This window comes from Pseudomonadales bacterium, assembly GCA_024234165.1.
Classification (GTDB): Bacteria; Pseudomonadota; Gammaproteobacteria; order Pseudomonadales; family UBA5518; genus UBA5518.
This window is the reverse complement of sequence record JACKOP010000003.1, coordinates 542813-559650: the sequence shown is the minus strand read 5'-3', so window position 1 is coordinate 559650 and position 16838 is coordinate 542813. Positions and strand designations below refer to the sequence as shown.

At 66.6% G+C, this 16838-nt stretch carries 15 protein-coding genes; 5 read left to right on the top strand and 10 right to left on the bottom strand.

The features are described from left to right. Positions 1–9: 9 nt before the first annotated feature. The 5 genes from rng to H7A12_11830 all read right to left on the bottom strand — a co-directional run bounded on the left by rng (position 10) and on the right by H7A12_11830 (position 4618). The gene (gene rng, locus H7A12_11850; GenBank protein MCP5321495.1) at positions 10–1482 is read right to left on the bottom strand and encodes a ribonuclease G; all 1473 of its coding nucleotides are present in this window, start codon (positions 1480–1482) and stop codon (positions 10–12) included. Continuing rightward, on the bottom strand, positions 1475–2113 hold the full coding sequence (maf, locus tag H7A12_11845) for a septum formation inhibitor Maf (protein ID MCP5321494.1): 639 nt from the start codon (positions 2111–2113) through the stop codon (positions 1475–1477). Before maf ends, rng begins: the two co-directional genes overlap by 8 nt. Positions 2114–2122: 9 nt before the next feature. Next, entirely contained in the window at positions 2123–2623 is a 501-nt protein-coding gene (gene mreD, locus H7A12_11840; GenBank protein MCP5321493.1) for a rod shape-determining protein MreD, read from the bottom strand. Next, positions 2620–3498, bottom strand: a complete 879-nt coding sequence (gene mreC, locus H7A12_11835; GenBank protein MCP5321492.1) for a rod shape-determining protein MreC — start codon at positions 3496–3498, stop codon at positions 2620–2622. The genes mreD and mreC overlap by 4 nt, the downstream gene beginning before the upstream one ends. Positions 3499–3580: 82 nt before the next feature. Next, positions 3581–4618: a rod shape-determining protein gene (locus H7A12_11830; protein ID MCP5321491.1), complete on the bottom strand. Its 1038-nt coding sequence runs from the start codon at positions 4616–4618 to the stop codon at positions 3581–3583. Between the two features lie 221 nt (positions 4619–4839). On the opposite strand from H7A12_11830, the gene gatC reads away from it, so the two are divergent. The 4 genes from gatC to H7A12_11810 are packed head-to-tail and all read left to right on the top strand — an operon-like array spanning position 4840 to position 8398. Next, the gene (gatC, locus tag H7A12_11825) at positions 4840–5127 is read left to right on the top strand and encodes an Asp-tRNA(Asn)/Glu-tRNA(Gln) amidotransferase subunit GatC (GenBank protein MCP5321490.1); all 288 of its coding nucleotides are present in this window, start codon (positions 4840–4842) and stop codon (positions 5125–5127) included. A gap of 48 nt (positions 5128–5175) precedes the next feature. Further along, on the top strand, positions 5176–6630 hold the full coding sequence (gene gatA, locus H7A12_11820; GenBank protein ID MCP5321489.1) for an Asp-tRNA(Asn)/Glu-tRNA(Gln) amidotransferase subunit GatA: 1455 nt from the start codon (positions 5176–5178) through the stop codon (positions 6628–6630). Between the two features lie 20 nt (positions 6631–6650). Further along, positions 6651–8099, top strand: a complete 1449-nt coding sequence (gene gatB, locus H7A12_11815; protein MCP5321488.1) for an Asp-tRNA(Asn)/Glu-tRNA(Gln) amidotransferase subunit GatB — start codon at positions 6651–6653, stop codon at positions 8097–8099. Positions 8100–8104: 5 nt separating this feature from the next. Continuing rightward, on the top strand, positions 8105–8398 hold the full coding sequence (locus H7A12_11810) for a PA4642 family protein (protein MCP5321487.1): 294 nt from the start codon (positions 8105–8107) through the stop codon (positions 8396–8398). A 210-nt stretch (positions 8399–8608) separates the two neighbouring features. On the opposite strand, the gene rhlB is transcribed toward H7A12_11810, so the two are convergent. Next, positions 8609–9823, bottom strand: a complete 1215-nt coding sequence (rhlB, locus tag H7A12_11805) for an ATP-dependent RNA helicase RhlB (protein MCP5321486.1) — start codon at positions 9821–9823, stop codon at positions 8609–8611. A 194-nt stretch (positions 9824–10017) separates the two neighbouring features. Between rhlB and H7A12_11800 the strand changes: the two genes are divergently transcribed. Continuing rightward, positions 10018–12819 (top strand): PAS domain-containing protein, encoded by a 2802-nt coding sequence (locus H7A12_11800; protein MCP5321485.1) that lies wholly within the window; start codon positions 10018–10020, stop codon positions 12817–12819. Here H7A12_11800 and moeB read toward each other — a convergent pair whose 3' ends face one another. From moeB to H7A12_11780, 4 genes are read right to left on the bottom strand one after another with little or no spacing between them, the layout of a single operon-like run. Continuing rightward, positions 12820–13563 carry a molybdopterin-synthase adenylyltransferase MoeB gene (gene moeB / locus H7A12_11795; GenBank protein MCP5321484.1) on the bottom strand — a complete coding sequence of 248 codons (744 nt, stop codon included), beginning with the start codon at positions 13561–13563 and terminating at the stop codon, positions 12820–12822. Next, positions 13560–14453 (bottom strand): peptide chain release factor N(5)-glutamine methyltransferase, encoded by an 894-nt coding sequence (prmC, locus tag H7A12_11790; protein MCP5321483.1) that lies wholly within the window; start codon positions 14451–14453, stop codon positions 13560–13562. Before prmC ends, moeB begins: the two co-directional genes overlap by 4 nt. Further along, a complete protein-coding gene (prfA, locus tag H7A12_11785; protein ID MCP5321482.1) occupies positions 14450–15532 on the bottom strand; it encodes a peptide chain release factor 1 in 1083 nt (360 codons plus the stop codon). The genes prmC and prfA overlap by 4 nt, the downstream gene beginning before the upstream one ends. Further along, positions 15529–16818 (bottom strand): glutamyl-tRNA reductase, encoded by a 1290-nt coding sequence (locus tag H7A12_11780; protein ID MCP5321481.1) that lies wholly within the window; start codon positions 16816–16818, stop codon positions 15529–15531. The genes prfA and H7A12_11780 overlap by 4 nt, the downstream gene beginning before the upstream one ends. Positions 16819–16838: the final 20 nt, after the last annotated feature.

The following is a 16838-nucleotide window of genomic DNA, read 5'->3' as shown; positions in this document are numbered from 1 at the left end:
CACCGCCGGCTACAACAACACGACGTCATACTGCTCCTGCGTGTACATCGTCTCGACCTGGAAGCGTATCGTCTTGCCGGTGAACTCCTCCAGATCCGCGACGTTCCCGGACTCCTCGTCGAGCAAGCGGTCGACTACCGACTGCGCCGCCAGGACCAGCAGGGTGTCGTTCTCGTAGCTGCGTGCCTCGCGGAGGATTTCGCGGAAGATTTCGTAGCAGACCGTCTCGGCCGACTTCACGGTGCCACGCCCCTGGCAGGTCGAGCAGGTCTCGCAGAGCGTACGTTCGAGGCTTTCGCGCGTACGCTTGCGAGTCATCTGCACCAGTCCCAGCTCCGAGACCGTGCTGATCGTCGCGCGCGCGGGATCGCGCTCCAGCGCACGCTCGAGATTGCGCAGCACCTGGCGACGGTGCTCCGGATCCTGCATGTCGATGAAATCGATGATGATGATGCCGCCGAGATTGCGCACGCGCAGTTGCCGCGCCAGCGCACCGGCTGCCTCCAGATTCGTCTTGAAGATCGTTTCTTCCAGGTTGCGGCTACCGACGAATGCGCCGGTGTTGACGTCGACCGTGCTCATCGCCTCGGTCTGGTCGAAGATCAGATAGCCCCCCGACTTCAGTTGCACCCGTCGCCCCAGCGCCTTCTCGATCTCGTCCTCGACGCTGTAGAGATCGAACAGCGGTCGATCGCCCTGGTAGAGCTCCAGACGGTCGACCGCCTCGGGCACGAACTCGCCGGCGAATTCGCGCAGCTTCCCGAAATGCTCCGTCGAGTCGATGCGGATCTTCTCCAGACCCGGCCTGACCAGATCACGCAGCGTGCGCATCGTGAGCGGCAGATCCGCGTGCACCAGCGCGGGCGCACTGGCGAGAGCGATGCGCTCGCGCACCGACCCCCACAGCCGCACCAGGAAACGCATGTCGGCGACGACACCCTCCGCGCCCACACCTTCGGCTGCAGTGCGCACGATGAATCCACCGCTCACGCCGAGTTCGGCTGCGGCCTCCTCGACCAGGGTACGCAGGCGCTCACGCTCCACGTCATCCTCGATGCGCTGTGAAATCCCGACGTGACGCGTGTACGGCATGAACACGAGGTGGCGAGAGGACACCGAGAGGTGCGTGGTGACGCGTGCGCCCTTGCTGCCAAGCGGATCCTTGACCACCTGTGCCACCACCGTCTGGCCTTCACAGACGATATCGCGGATATCACGCGTCTCGTCACTGCGGACCTCGAGTCCGTCTGCGCCGAGCGTCACCAGGTCGCTGACATGCAGGAAGCTCGCCCGCTCCAGGCCGATATCGACGAATGCCGCCTGCATGCCCGGCAGCACCCGCATCACGCGACCCAGGTAGATATTGCCGACCAGACCCTTGTGGCTACGGCGTTCGACATAGATTTCAGCCAGGATGCCGCTTTCCACCACCGCCACCCGGGTCTGGACGGGGGTCGAATTGATGAGTATTTCGTCACTCATTGTGCGGCCATCCCCGCTGCCAGCCGTCGATTCCGGCATCCTGCAACAACCGTGCGGTCTCGAAAAGAGGCAGGCCGACCACGCCGGAATAACTGCCCTCGATGCGCTGCACGAACACGGCGCCAAATCCCTGGATCGCATAGCCGCCCGCCTTGTCGCGCGGCTCTCCGCTATCCCGGTAACGAAGCATTTCGGCTGCAGTCAACGTCCTGAACGATACGCGAGTCTCGCTGCAGGCCGTGCTCGTCCGCCCCCCGACCACCAGCGCCACCGCGGTCAGCACGCTGTGCGTGCGCCCCGACAGCAGTCCCAGCATGTACAGCGCCTCGTCCTGCGTCGCCGGCTTGCCGAGCACCTGGCCATCGACGGCGACCACCGTATCGGCGCCGAGTACCGGCAGCGGACGGGTTGCCGCGACCCGGCGTGCGCCCTCGCTTGCCTTGCACACCGCCAGACGCAATGCCAACGCAGCCGCCTCTTCACCGGCAAACGGCGACTCGTCGACGTCCACCCGCAGCAGCGCGAAGCGATAGCCCAGTTGCTGCAGCAATTCGCGGCGCCGCGGCGACACCGAAGCCAGCCAGAAATCGGCCTGACTCGGACTCTGCGGTGAATTCTGTCGCTCGTCCATGCTTACGGCTCAGTGCGAGGCTCGCCAATCATCCAGCGAACGGTCACGCGGGGATAGCGGCGTAATCAGTGGCCAGCAAAACGCCGCCGTCAGGCTGCCCATCAGGAAGGCGAGACTCAGCGCCGGATGCCCTGCAAGGGTCTGCACCCAGCTGGCAAGGATCTGGTCCACGACGCACAGGATCAATACCACTGTCGACTGCTGCGCCAGGGTGTAGTGGGTCAGGCGGTGGCGCAGCAGCGACGCGGCGTACGCCACCACCGCCAGTGCCAGCGCGTGGCGCCCGATCAGGCCACCGGCGAGCACGTCCAGCAGCAGGCCGATCGACCATGCTGCCACGATGCCGAAACCGGGTGGAACCCGCACTATCCAGTAGACGACCAGCAGAGCCAGCCAGTCCGGGCGCGCCGGTGCCAGCCACGCCGGCAACGGAACGATGGCGCCGAGCAGCGCCGCGACGATCGATGCCGCGAGCAGCAGACGCTGCGGATGTTGCGTGTCGGCACTCATGGCGACGCTGCGCCTGCGGCAGTTGGCAGCTCCGTTGGCTCCGGCTCAGTCGCGCCCTTTGGCAACTCTCCCGACCCCGGTGCGCCGGATGCCGCCAGTGCGATCACCACGAGGACGTGCCGACTGCGATCGAGCTGGGCACTGGGACGCGCCTGCACCACCGCGAACGGCTTGCCCGGATCGTTGACCACGGATTCGACGACACCGACCGGATAACCACCCGGGAAGCGCTGCTCCAGCTCGGAACTCACGAGCAGATCGCCCGGGCGCACGTCCATCGTGGAAGCGACGTGATCAACGTTCAGCGTGTCGATACGCCCATCGCCCTCGACGATCACACGCGCACCATTGCGCACCACCTGTGCCGGTAACGCATGCATGGCATCGGTGACCAGCAGCACACGCGAGCTGAACCGGCTCACCTCGATCACCTGGCCGAACAGGCCGTAGGCGTCGATCACCGCCTGCCCGGGCAACAGGCCGTGACTGCTGCCCTTGTCGATCACCACGGTCTGGCTGGCAAGGTCAGGCGAGACACCGATGATCTCGGCTACCAGCACACGCTCATCACGTACCGCAGTCGAGCTGAGCAGTTCGCGCAAGCGCACATTGTCGGCTGCAATCGCCGCCAGCCGCTGGTTGCGCGCACGCAACACCAGCGCCTCGGCGCGCAGCGTACGATTTTCCTCGAGCAGCGCCTCGCGCGTGACCAGCATCTCGCGCAGCCATTCGAACATCCGTTGCGGCGCCGAACTCAGCCAGTGCATCGGCAGAGCGACGTCGGCAGCGACGCTGCGCACCGGTGCGAGCGCGCCGAAATGACCGTCCGCCACCATCAGCACCACGGAGGCGAGCAGGAGCGCACCGAGGCGCACGCTCAGCGACGGTCCACTGCGGAATATGGGTTTTATCGCGTGTCCCCCCTCGCTGGCCGCACACGCAGCGACCGCGCGCCGCTCATTCCGAGGACAGGAGCTCCAGACGCCGATGGTCCATCATCTCGAGCGCCTTGCCACCACCGCGCGCCACGCAGGTCAGCGGATCCTCGGCAACGATCACCGGCAAACCGGTTTCGCGCGCGATCAGGCGGTCGATATCGCGCAGCAACGCACCGCCACCGGTGAGCACGATGCCGGTTTCGGCGATGTCGGCCGCAAGCTCCGGTGGCGATTGCTCCAGTGCCCCCTTGACCGCCTGCACGATGATGTTCAGCGGTTCCTGCAGCGCCTCGAGGATCTCGTCACTGGTCAGCGTGAACGAGCGCGGCACCCCCTCGGCCAGGTTGCGACCACGCACGTCGATCTCACGCAGCTCGCTGCCCGGCATCGCACAACCGATCTCCTGCTTGATGCGCTCGGCAGTTGCATCACCAATCAGGCTGCCGAAGGTGCGACGCACATAGGTCACGATGGCCTCGTCGAAGCGGTCTCCCCCGATGCGCACCGAATCCGAATACACCACCCCGTTCAGCGACAGGATCGCGATCTCGGTGGTTCCGCCACCGATATCGACCACCATCGAACCACTGGCCTCCTCGACCGACAACCCGGCACCAATGGCCGCCGCCATCGGCTCCTCGATCAGGCGCACGTCGCGGGCACCGGCACCATAGGCCGATTCACGGATTGCGCGGCGCTCCACCTGGGTCGACTTGCAGGGCACGGAGACCAGTACACGTGGACTCGGCCGGATGAAGCTGTGCTGGTGAGCCTTTGCGATGAAATACTGGAGCATCTTCTCGGTCACCTGGAAGTCTGCGATCACCCCGTCCTTGAGCGGCCGAATCGCAGTGATGTTGCCCGGAGTACGCCCGAGCATGCGCTTGGCCTCGGTGCCAACGGCTTCGATCCTTTTCTCACCGTTGTGAACCCGGATAGCCACCACCGAAGGCTCGTCGAGCACGATCCCTTGATCGCGTACATAGATGATGGTGTTCGCGGTGCCGAGATCGATCGACAGGTCGTTGGAAAAAATGCCGCGTATTCTCTTGAACATGTGTACCGTCTGTCTGGTGTCTTTGACTGGCGAGTGGAACATGGGTACCGCCGGCGGCGGCAGCAGAACGCAGCAGCCGTCTGTTCTGGGCTGCCCTCGAATATGCTAAGTTTACGCCCCCTGACCCCCCGACGGCGACCGATATTTCGGGGTATTCCACCTGCCCGCGTGCCACGGGAAGCTTCCGGCGCCCGGGGTTGCAGCTTTTGCGGACGATTGGCATGTCGATCAGTGAACAGGATCTGGCCCGCGTAGCCGAACTGGCACGCATTCGCCTCGACGAGGCAACCGTGACCGAGGTCACGCGGCGCATCAGCGACATCCTCGCGATGATCGACCAGATGGCTGCGGTGGACACCAGCGGCATCGCCCCGATGGCAAACCCGCTCGACGCCACCCAGCGCCTGCGGGCTGACCAGATCACCGAAGCCGACCAGCGCGAGCGCTTCCTCGCGATCGCCCCGCTCAGCGAGGAAGGACTCTACCTGGTGCCGCGCGTCATCGAATGAGACGCCTGCGAGCATACCCCGGAAGCATCAGCGCAGGACCCGTCCGCCATGCATGACCTTTCACTTGACGCGATCCGCGCCGCACTCGCGCAGCGCGAGTTCTCCGCACTCGAAATTGCCGACCATTTTCTGGATCGCATCGCGCGCCTGGACCCGCAGCTCAACGCGTTCATCACGGTGGACCCGGACACGACACGAGCCCAGGCACGCGCTGCCGATGCCGCACTGGCCAGCGGCAGCACGGGGCCGCTGTGCGGCGTTCCGATCGCTCACAAGGACATCTTCTGCACTGCCGGCATGCGTACCTCGTGCGGATCGCGGATGCTCGACAACTTCGTACCGCCGTACGACGCGACCGTCGTCGAGCACCTGACTGCCGCCGGATGCGTCACCCTCGGCAAGACCAATATGGACGAGTTCGCGATGGGCTCGTCGAACGAAACGAGCTTCTACGGCCCGGTGCGCAACCCGTGGGACCGCGAACGCGTACCCGGCGGCTCTTCTGGCGGCTCTGCGGCAGCGGTGGCAGCGCGCCTTGCGCCGGCGGCAACCGCAACCGATACCGGTGGTTCGATTCGCCAGCCGGCTGCACTGTGCGGACTGACCGGGCTCAAGCCAACCTACGGGAGGGTTTCGCGCCACGGCATGATCGCGTTTGCTTCCAGCCTCGACCAGGGCGGTGTGCTCGCGCGTTCGGCGGCCGATGCGGCCTTGTTGCTCACGGCGATGGCCGGCTTCGACGCACGCGACTCGACCAGCACCGATGCGCCGGTACCCGACTACAGCGCAAGCCTCGGCGCCGACATCGCCGGAATCCGCATCGGTGTGCCGAAGGAATACTTCGATTCCGGCCTGCACCCGGGAGCCGAACGGGCAGTGCGTGAAGGCCTGGCCGAACTGGAGCGCCTCGGTGCACGGCTGTGCGAAATCAGCCTGCCGCATTCCCCACTGGCGGTTCCGGCCTACTACGTGATCGCACCGGCGGAGTGCTCGACCAATCTCGCACGCTACGACGGGGTGCGCTACGGCTATCGCTGTGCCGATCCGAAGGATCTGCGCGACATGTATTCACGCAGCCGCGCCGAAGGCTTCGGTGACGAGGTCAAGCGGCGCATCCTGGTCGGCACCTACGCGTTGTCGGCGGGCTATTACGACGCCTACTACCGCAAGGCGCAGCAGATCCGCCGCCTGATCGCCGAGGACTTTCGCGCCGCATTCGCTGCAGTCGACGTGATCGCCGGTCCTTCGTCACCGTCACCAGCGTTCCGCTTCGGTGAAAAGAGCTCGGATCCGGTCACGATGTACCTGGAAGACATCTACACGATCGCGGCAAACCTCGCCGGCGTCCCCGCACTGTCGATTCCAGCCGGTCTGGCCGATGGGTTGCCCGTGGGCCTGCAGCTCATCGGCAGGCATCTCGACGAGGCCAGGATCCTCAACGTCGCACACCGCTTCCAGCAGGTAACCGACTGGCATCTGCACCGGCCGGGCGACATCGACTGAACAGCAGGCGGGGACAGCACATGGAATGGGAAACGGTGATCGGGCTGGAGGTGCACGTCCAGCTCGCCACGCACACGAAGATCTTCTCCGGCGCGTCGACGCGCTTCGGCGCACCACCGAACACGCAGGCCTGCGCGATCGACCTGGCAATGCCCGGCACGCTGCCGGTATTGAACGCCGAGGCGCTGCGCATGGCGGTACGCTTCGGTCTCGCGATCGAGGCGGACATCGCTGCCGTATCGGTCTTCGACCGCAAGAACTACTTCTACCCGGACCTGCCGAAGGGCTACCAGATCAGCCAGCTCGACCACCCGATCGTCAGCGGTGGTCACGTACAGATCGACCTGCCCGACGGCCAGTCGAAGATCATCCATGTCACCCGCGCACACCTGGAGGAAGACGCCGGCAAGTCGCTGCACGAAGACTTCCATGGACTGAGCGGCATCGACCTCAATCGAGCCGGGACGCCGCTGCTCGAGATCGTCTCCGAGCCCGAACTGCGCAGCGCGCAGGAGGCGGTCGCGTATCTGAAGCAGATCCACTCGATCGTGCGCTACCTCGGCATCTCCGATGGCAACATGGCCGAAGGCTCCATGCGCTGCGACGTGAACATCTCGCTGCGCCGTCCGGGAGCGGAACGACTCGGTACGCGCACCGAAATCAAGAACGTCAACTCGTTCCGCTTCGTCGAAAAGGCGATCAACACCGAGCGGGAACGTCAGGCCGAGCTGCTTGAAAGCGGCGCCAGCGTGGTGCAGGAGACCCGCCTCTACGACCCGGCACGCAACGAGACCCGCGCGATGCGCTCGAAGGAAGTGGCGCACGACTACCGTTACTTCCCCGAACCCGACCTGCTGCCGGTGCACGTCGATGCACAGTACATCGAAGCGGTGCGTGCCACGCTGCCCGAGCTGCCGGCGGCGAAGGCCGCGCGCTTTCGCGGCGACTACGCGCTGACCGGCTACGACGCCAGCGTGCTGTGCGCCAGCCGCGAACTCGCCGCTTACTTCGAGCGCGTGGTCGGTGCCTGCGGCGACGCGAAGGCCAGCGCGAACTGGGTCATGGTCGAACTGCTCGGGCTGCTGAACCGCGAGAACCTCGACATCGACGACAGCCGTGTCGAGGCAGAGGCACTCGGGACGTTGATCCGACGCATCGCAGACGGCACGATCTCCGGCAAGATCGCGAAAACGGTGTTCGAAGCGATGTGGGCCGGCGAAGGCGAACCGGACGCAATCATCACCGCACGCGGGCTGCGCCAGCTCGCCGACAGTGGCGCGATCGAGACGATGGTCGACGCGGTGCTCGCGGCGAATGCCGCCCAGGTCGAACGCTATCGCGCCGCCGAAGCGGACAAGCGCGTGAAGATGTTCGGCTTCTTCGTCGGACAGGTGATGCGCGAGAGCAAGGGCAAGGCCAACCCGCAGCAGGTGAACGAACTGCTGCGCCACAAGCTCGACGGAGAATGACCGCAATGCTGCGCAAGGAGAAGAAAAAGGTCGTCGACGAGGTGTGGACCGACGAGCGAATTCGCCGTTTTCTGCATCTGCTGCCGCCGGAGGGGGTCGATTGCGACTTCCACCGCCTGCGCCGTGCGTATCAGGCGATGCGCCCGGAGGATTTCGAGGACTTCATCGCACTGTTCGTCGCCGAGGGTGGCCGGCTGGATGCCCGCGGCCCGGAAGGGCAGACGCTGCTCGATGAACTCGCGCGTCACCGCCACGGCGAACCCTTCGCTGCGATCCTCCGCCAGGCATCCCACCCGTAGGCCGGGTTTCAGCCCGACACGACCAACCGTAGGTCGGGTTTCAGCCCGACACGACCACCCGTAGGTCGGGTTTCAACCCGACACGACCACCCGTAGGTCGGGTTTCAACCCGACACGACCACCCGTAGGTCGGGTTTCAACCCGACACGACCAACCGTAGGTCGGGTTTCAACCCGACACGACCAACCGCAAGTCGGGTTGAAACCCGACCTACCGACGACGATGGGAGGCCAGCAGTTCCGGCCCGGGATGCACGCAGGCGAGCTTCTGCCCCAGCAGCGCCTCGATCGACGGCAACAGGAACGCATCATCCTCGCAGGCAAAGCTGATCGAGGTACCGCTGGCGCCGGCGCGGCCGGTACGCCCGATGCGGTGCACGTAGTCGTCGGGGTCTTCGGGCAGCGTGTAGTTGACGACGTGCGTGACACCCTCGACGTGGATGCCACGCCCTGCCACGTCGGTGGCAACCAGCACCCGATGGCGCCCTTCACGGAACGCCTCGAGCGTCTTCACGCGCTTTGGCTGTGCGACCTCGCCGGACAGGATGCCGCAACTGACACCGGCCCGCTCGAGGCGCTCGTGCAGGCGGCGCACCTGGTCGCGACGGTTGGCGAACACCATCACGCTGAGCGCTTCGGGTTGCTGCAGGAGATTCAGCAGCAGGTCGAGCTTGCGATCCGCCTCGACCAGATAGACGATCTGCTCGACATCCTTCGAAGCCACGCTCTCGGGTTCGATCTCGACCCGTACCGGATGGTGCGTCCACTGATCCGAAAGACTCACGACCTCTTCGGTGAAGGTGGCACTGAAGAACATCGTCTGGCGATGTGTCTTCGGTGGCGTCTGGCGCACGATGCGGCGCACCTGCGGGATGAAGCCCATGTCGAGCATGCGATCGGCCTCGTCGATCACCAGCAGCTCGATGCGATCGAGGTGGATCTGACGCTGGCTGTGGAAATCCATCAGCCGTCCGGGTGTCGCGACCAGAATGTCGACCAGACGACTCTCGAGCTGCTGGCGCTGGCGATCGTAGTCGACCCCGCCGATCAGGGTGACGATGTGGAGGTCCGTGTGACGTGCCAGATCCGCGGCATCCCGGGCGATCTGCAGCACCAGTTCACGTGTCGGGGCGATCACCAGCGCCCGCGGCTCACCGACGTAGCGCGGCTCCTCCGCTGGCGTGCCCAGCAGGTCGCTCAGGATCGTAAGCAGGAACGCCGCCGTCTTGCCGGTACCGGTCTGCGCCTTGCCGATGCAGTCGTGCCCGAGCAGCGTGCAGGGCAATACCTCCTGCTGGATCGGCGTGCAGCGCACGAAGCCCAGGTCGTCGACCGCTCGCAGCAGCGGCTCCGGCAGCCCGAGCTCGCGGAAACTCACGGTGGGTCCGGGGGCGGTGATGCCCGCCGCGTCGGTCTGTTCCTGCATTCTGCCTGTCCATCTCCGAGCCGGTCGGCGAGCTTAACGGCAGCTCCCGTTCCACCGCAATCGCGCGAACGGCAATCTCCGGGTTATTACCGCTGGCGAGCGGCACTGCTGCCCATATAGAATCCCGCCGCAAGGGAATCCCGCGTTGCGGGAAACGCCACATCGTCGGCGAGAGAAGCAAGGCTGCCCGTTTCATGACGCTCGTTTCCGCACCTGACGCACCGCGCGTCCTTCTCACGGCCGACGACCCGCTTGAAACACACCTGCTGCGCAGCCTGTTGCGTGCGCTGCCCGATCCGCGTCCGGAACTCGTGGTCGCCGAAGCCGGAACCCCCGTATGGAACGCCGCACTCGCGCACTGTGACGTCTGTTTCCTGTCCTTCAGTTGCGGCGTGGGGCTGCTTGTCGCCACGCTGGCGACGATCAGGGCGAGCGCACCCGGATTGCGCATCGTCGGCATGCTGGGCGCCCAGGCACGTTTCGGCGATCGCGCCGAGATCGTGCAGGCGCTGCAGGCGGGCGTCAGCGAGATCGTGTTGCTCGACGAGCTGTCACTGGCCACCCTGCGCGAGCTGATCGGCCCGCCACGGCGCGGCGAAGCGCAACCAGGTGCTGTTGCCACACTCTCCCACGCCGACACGGACGCACCAACACCCTCCTTCGACGTCGACGCAGTGGACACCGGCCTGCCGGTCACGCTGACGGCGTCGGCAGGGAGCTGGCGCATCACGCTCAGCGAGCAGCGGGCTGCATTCGACCCGCCGACGCTCGAACGCCTGGGCTACGCGGCGGGCACGGTCGGAAACACGCTCGGTGACTGGAAGGCCCTGATCCATCCGGACGACATCGATCGCCTGGTCACCGAGGTGCACGGCGTGCTGAACGGCTCGGCACCACCCCATCCGGTTGCGTATCGACTGCACGCACGCGACGGCGAATGGGTCGCCGTGGCATCCGGCGACATCGCGGTCGAACTGGACGAACAGGGCGCCCCGCGTGCGATCAGCGGGCAATTCTACGAAACCACCCCACGCCAACCCGGCACGGTCGCCCGCGAAGAGACGCTTGCCGTCCCCGTGGCGACCCTCGACGATCCCGCGACCGGGCTCTGTACCCGGCTCGCCACGGCGATCATGCGCCTGCGCCGCGATGCGGCCGGTGCGTTTCGCGTCGTGTGGTGCAACCCCGCTGCCGGCAGGCTCGAGCAGCGTGACGCACACCTGCTGCAGGGGTTACGCCCGGGGGAGTTCGCGCCGCCATTCGACGGCTTCGATCTCGAGGATGCGCTGACGCGCGTACATCAGACCGGTATCGCCGAAACGCGCGAGGCGATGGCGCTCGGTCGTGGCGAGCAACCGCATTGGCGCAACTACCACCTCACGCGGCTCGACGATGGTGACGTGCTGCTCGAAGCCGCAGACATCAGTGAACACGTGAACCTGCGCCTGTCGCGGCGCATGCAGGACGAGATGGCACAGTACGTCGTGCGTGCACTGCCGCTGACCGCACTGCTGGTCGATGAGCAAGCGCGCGTGGTCCAGGCGCTGGCGCTGGCCGGCGGCGCACTGGGCAGCGATGCCGAGGCGCTCGAGGGCCGCACGCTCGGCGAACTGTTCGGCACCGTCACCGGCGCCGAGTGCCGGCAACAGATCCAGAAGACGCTGAATACCGGACGCATCGCCCGCGCGGCCTACCGGATCGATTCCGCCGGCGGCCAACTGTGGCTGGCCTGCCACTCTTCGGCCGTACGGGGCCGCCCGGGCATGCCGCAGCGCGCGCTGCTCACGGTGCAGAACGTCAGCGAACCGACACGCGAGCTGGCCGAGGCGCGTCTCGCACACGAACAGTTGCGCACGGCGATGCGCCGCATTCCGGTGCCACTGTTCCTGAAGGATCTGGACGGCCGCTACGCTGCGATCAACCCGGCGTTCGGCGAGCTCTACGGAGTCGAGGAGAGCATGCTGCTCGGCAAGACCGACCTGGAGGTGTTCCCTGACGAGCTTGCGATGGAGCTGCACGAAGCCGACCGACGCATCGCCGGTGCCGATGGCCCGGTGATCGAGATGCACCTGGCCGGCCAGGGCGAGCAGCGCGGCGAGCATTGCTGGTTCGGCTTCACGATCGGCGAACCCGGCCACCCGCTCACCGGCAGCGGCTGTCTTCTGATCGCACGCGAGCGGCTGCCGCTGCCGTCCCTTCTCGTGGCGGAGCAGCCATCGCCCACGCACGACCCGACATTGCCAGGCGACCACATCGGTGATGCAACCGTGTCGGTAGTCGGGCGTGTCGAACAGGTACTGGTCGAAGCCGGCGACTACGCCGACGTATTGCGCCGGCTGGAACAGCTTGCAGAAACCACGATGCATGCGCAGGCACTGATCCACGAAGTGGCCGGCAAGGCGCAGGCGTCTGCCGCCGCGCCATTGACTGCGCTGGCGCCTCTGGCACAGAACATCGTCGATCTGGAGCGCGTCCTGCTGCCGGCAGCGGCGCGGCTCGACAACGAATTCGCGTCCGGACTGCCGCTGGCACACTGCGATCCGCTGGTATTCCAGCAGGTGCTGCTGCGCGGCATCCGGCATGCACGTCGCGGCCTGGCCAATGACGGCACGCTGGCGATCCGGCTGCGCGCGCTGAACTGCGCGCGCCGCGCCTGCATATCGTGCCGCGAGGGTTTCGAGGGGCATCACGTCGAACTGGTGATCGAGGACAGCGGCGCCATGCTGAGCGAGCGCGACATCCGCGCACTCGCGCAAAGAAGTGGCAACGATGCCCCGGCCAGCAGCCCGCTCGACGACCTCGCGGAGATCCATGCGCTGGTACACAGCCAGGGCGGACATCTGCAGATCCAGCAGAGCCTGCCAGCCGGCAACTCGCTGCACGTCTTCCTGCGTGCGGCAAGCACAGAACAGCAGCGCGAACACGACGCCAGTACCCGCACCACCGTCACACGCTTTCCGTTCGTACGCCTGCGCGATCCGCGCAACTCGGGCTGATCAGCTGCAGCCCGGGCAGCCTGCACGCCGCCCGATGCGCAGACGATGGAAATCGAGCGCCAGGCCGTCGAACACCAGCAGTTCCCCGGCCGCCACGGTTCCCGCACCGCAGATGAACTTCAGCGCCTGCAATGCCTGCAGCACGCCCATGGTGCCGACCACCGGAGCGGCGATCCCGCTGTGCGCGCAGGCCGCCGCGGGGTCGTCACCGGTGTCGGGATACAGGCACTCGTAGCACGCTGCGCCCGGCTCGCGCGAATCGAATACCGCGAGCTGTCCCTCCCAGCCGATGGCCGCTGCACTGACCAGCGGTACGCGATGACGCCGCGTGGCGGCATTGATCACGCGCCGCGACGCCGCGTTGTCGCAACAGTCGAGCACCAGATCGACGCCCGGCACGAGGCGATCGAGCAACGCCGCGTCGGCCTGACAGGCGAAGGCCTCCACGTCGACCTCGGGGTTCAGCGCGCCGACGCCGGCGGCGGCCGATTCGGCCTTGAACTCACCGATGCGCGCCTGGGCATGAATGATCTGGCGTTGCAGGTTCGACAGCTCGACGCGGTCGGCGTCGACCAGCCGCAGCCGCCCCACACCGCTTGCCGCCAGATACAGGGCTGCCGGCGAGCCCAACCCGCCGAGGCCCACGATGAGTACGCTGGCATCGAGCAGCCGCTGCTGGCCCGCGACGTCGATCGCGGGCAGCAGGATGTGGCGGCTGTAACGCAGCAGTTGCTCGTCGTTCATGGTGCATGGCTCCGCTCGTGTCGCGACGACTCCCCGATCCGACCCAGCGTGACCCGTTCGTGACCGGCGAGGTCACGCTGCGTCGCAATCGCCGCAAAGCCCGCGGCCGCGAACAGCGCGCGCAGCGCCGCGCCCTGTGCGGCACCGTGCTCGCACAGCAGCCAGCCGTCCGACGACAGATGCTGCGCTGCCGCAGCAACGATCCGGCGCAGTGCATCGAGTCCATCGCTGCCCGCCACCAACGCGTGGCGCGGCTCGCGACACACCCCCGGCGCAGCAAGACAGGGATCCCCATCGGCTATATAGGGTGGATTGGCGACCACCAGCTCGAAACGCCGCCCCTCGAGCCCGGCGAACCAGTCGCCCGCTGCGAATGCAACGTTGCCCAGTCCGAGTCGCTCGGCATTCGCACGGGCGAGGTGCACCGCAGCCGGATCGCGATCGATCCCCAGCACTCGCCACGCAGGTCGTTCGCTCGCCAGCGCGAGCGCGATCGCCCCACTGCCGGTGCCGAGATCGAGCACCTCCACCGCTCGCGCAGCCCCTCGCTCAAGCGCCAGCTCGACCAGCAGCTCGGTCTCCGGTCGCGGCACCAGCGTGCTGCCGTCGAGCACGATATCGAGCGACCAGAACGCCTGCCGCCCGAGCAGGTAGGCGAGCGGCTCGCCGGCTCGCCGGCGTTCGAGCAGCGCAAGGAAGCGAGCACGTGAAGCGGCGTCGACCTCGGCTTCCGGGTACGCGAACAACCGGGTGCGGCTGCACCCGAGCACGTGCGCAAGCAGCAGCTCGGCGTCGATCCGCGCATCGGGCTCCGGCAGTCGTGTGCACCCCGCGGCGAGCAGCGCACCGACCGCCACCGCCACCTCGCCGGCAACAACCGCAGCGCTCATCCGGCAAGCGCCGCGAGCTGCTCGGCCTGGTATTCGCCGAGCAACGGGTCGATCACGCCGTCGAGATCTCCCTCGAGGATCTCGGGCAGACGATACAGCGTGAGGTTGATACGGTGATCCGTGACCCGCCCCTGCGGGTAGTTGTAGGTGCGGATGCGCTCGGAGCGATCGCCGCTGCCGACCTGCAGACGACGTTCGCCGGCCTGCGCATCGGCCTGCTTCTGCTGTGCGTCGGCGAGCAGGCGCGCCTGCAGCAGAGCCATCGCACGGGCACGGTTCTTGTGCTGCGAGCGTTCGTCCTGACACTCGACGACGATACCGCTCGGCAGGTGCGTGATGCGCACCGCCGAATCGGTACGGTTCACGTGCTGCCCGCCGGCACCGGAAGCGCGGTACGTGTCGATGCGCAGGTCCGCCTTGCTGATCTCGATGGCCTCGATTTCGGCGACTTCGGGCAGGATCGCAACGGTGCACGCAGAGGTGTGGATGCGGCCCTGCGACTCGGTGGCCGGAACGCGCTGCACGCGGTGCGCACCGGATTCGAATTTCAGCCGCGAGAACACGTCGCTGCCGGAAATCTGCGCGACCACCTCCTTGAAGCCGCCGTGCTCGCCGGGGCGCTCGCTGAGCGTTTCGAGCCGCCAGCCGCGCCGGTCCGCGTAGCGTGCGTACATGCGGAACAGGTCACCGGCGAAGATCGCGGCCTCATCGCCTCCCGTGCCTGCGCGAATCTCGAGAAACACATTGCTGCCGTCGCGCGGATCACGCGGCAGCAGCAGTTTCTGCAGATCCAGTTCCAGCCCGTCGCGCAGCGTGGCACTCGCGGCCAGATCCTCCTCCGCCAGGGCACGCAGCTCGGGGTCGGCGTCACGCGCGAGCAGTTGCGCCGCGTCGATATCGGCCAGCACCTTGCGGTAGCGTGCGAAAGCCTGTGCCACCGGTTCGATTTCCGCGTATTCGCGCCCGAGCAAGCGAAACCGCTCCTGGTCGGCGATCGTATCCGCCTCGGCGAGCAGGGCGGTGAGTTCCTGGCAACGCTCCTCGAGTCCTTCGAGCCTGAGGTACAGCGACTGTTTCATGACCCCTCGCGACCGCCGTCACCCGGCTCCTCGTTCAGCCCGAACAGGCGTCGGCTCCAGCCGATGACTTCGGCGCGCCCCTCGGCCGCAGCACGGCGCAACTGCACCGTCGGTTCGTGCAACAGTTTGTTGGTGAGGCTGCGCGCCATCAGCGTCAGCACCTGGGTGGCGTCCCCGCCCGCACGCAACTGGCGCAACGCCCGCTCCAGCTCGCGATCACGCAGCGCTTCGGCGTGCGTGCGGTAGTCGCGCAGCGTATTGACGGCGTCCAGGCTGCGACAATCGCGCAGCCAGCTGTCCACGCCGGCCGCCACGATCAGCGCCGCACGCTGCGCCTCGCCTTCGCGCGCACGCCGATTGTCGTCGATGATCTGCTCGAGATCATCGACGCTGTACAGATAGACATCCGACAGCTCGCCCACCTGCGGCTCGATGTCACGCGGCACCGCGATGTCGACCATGAAGATCGGCTTGTGACGACGGCGGCGGATCGCCTGTTCCACGGTTCCCTTGCCGATGATCGGCAACTGGCTCGCAGTCGAGCTGATCACGATGTCCGCGCGCGCCAGCGAAGCCGGGATTTCGGCCAGCAGGATCGGCTCGCCGCCGAAGCGGTCGGTGATCTGTTCGGCACGCGCCAGCGTGCGGTTGGCAACGACCAGCCGCGTCACGCCCGCCTCGGTGAGGTGACGGGCGACGAGCTCGATCGTCTCGCCAGCACCGATCAGCAACGCCGTGGTCGAAGCAAGGTCGGTGAAGATGTGGCGTGCCAGCTTGACGGCAGCAAATGCCACCGAGACCGGATTCTGGCCGATCGCCGTCTCGCTGCGCACCTGCTTGGCGATCGTGAACACATGACTCATCGCTCGCGACAGCTCGGGCCCTACCGAACCGCTGTGACGCGCCGTCGCGTACGCCATCTTGATCTGCCCGAAGATCTGCGGCTCCCCGATCACCATCGAATCGAGACCACACGCCACCTCGATCAGGTGGCGCACGGCGTCGGCATCGCGCAGGCGGTACAGGCAGCATTCCACCTCCGCGCGCGCGACATGATGGGAGCCTACGAACCAGTCGACCAGGCGCTCCTCGGCCACGGCATCAGGCCCGGTACTGGCGATCAGTTCGGTACGATTGCAGGTCGAGAGGATCACGACTTCGGTGGCTCCACCGAACTCGCAGGCACGCTGCAGCGCCTCGGGCACCTGCTCCTCGGCAAACGCCACGCGTTCACGCACCGCGACCGGCGCAGTGGTGTGGTTCAGTCCGACGACCAGCAAACTCATGAATGAAAAGCTACTCCCCC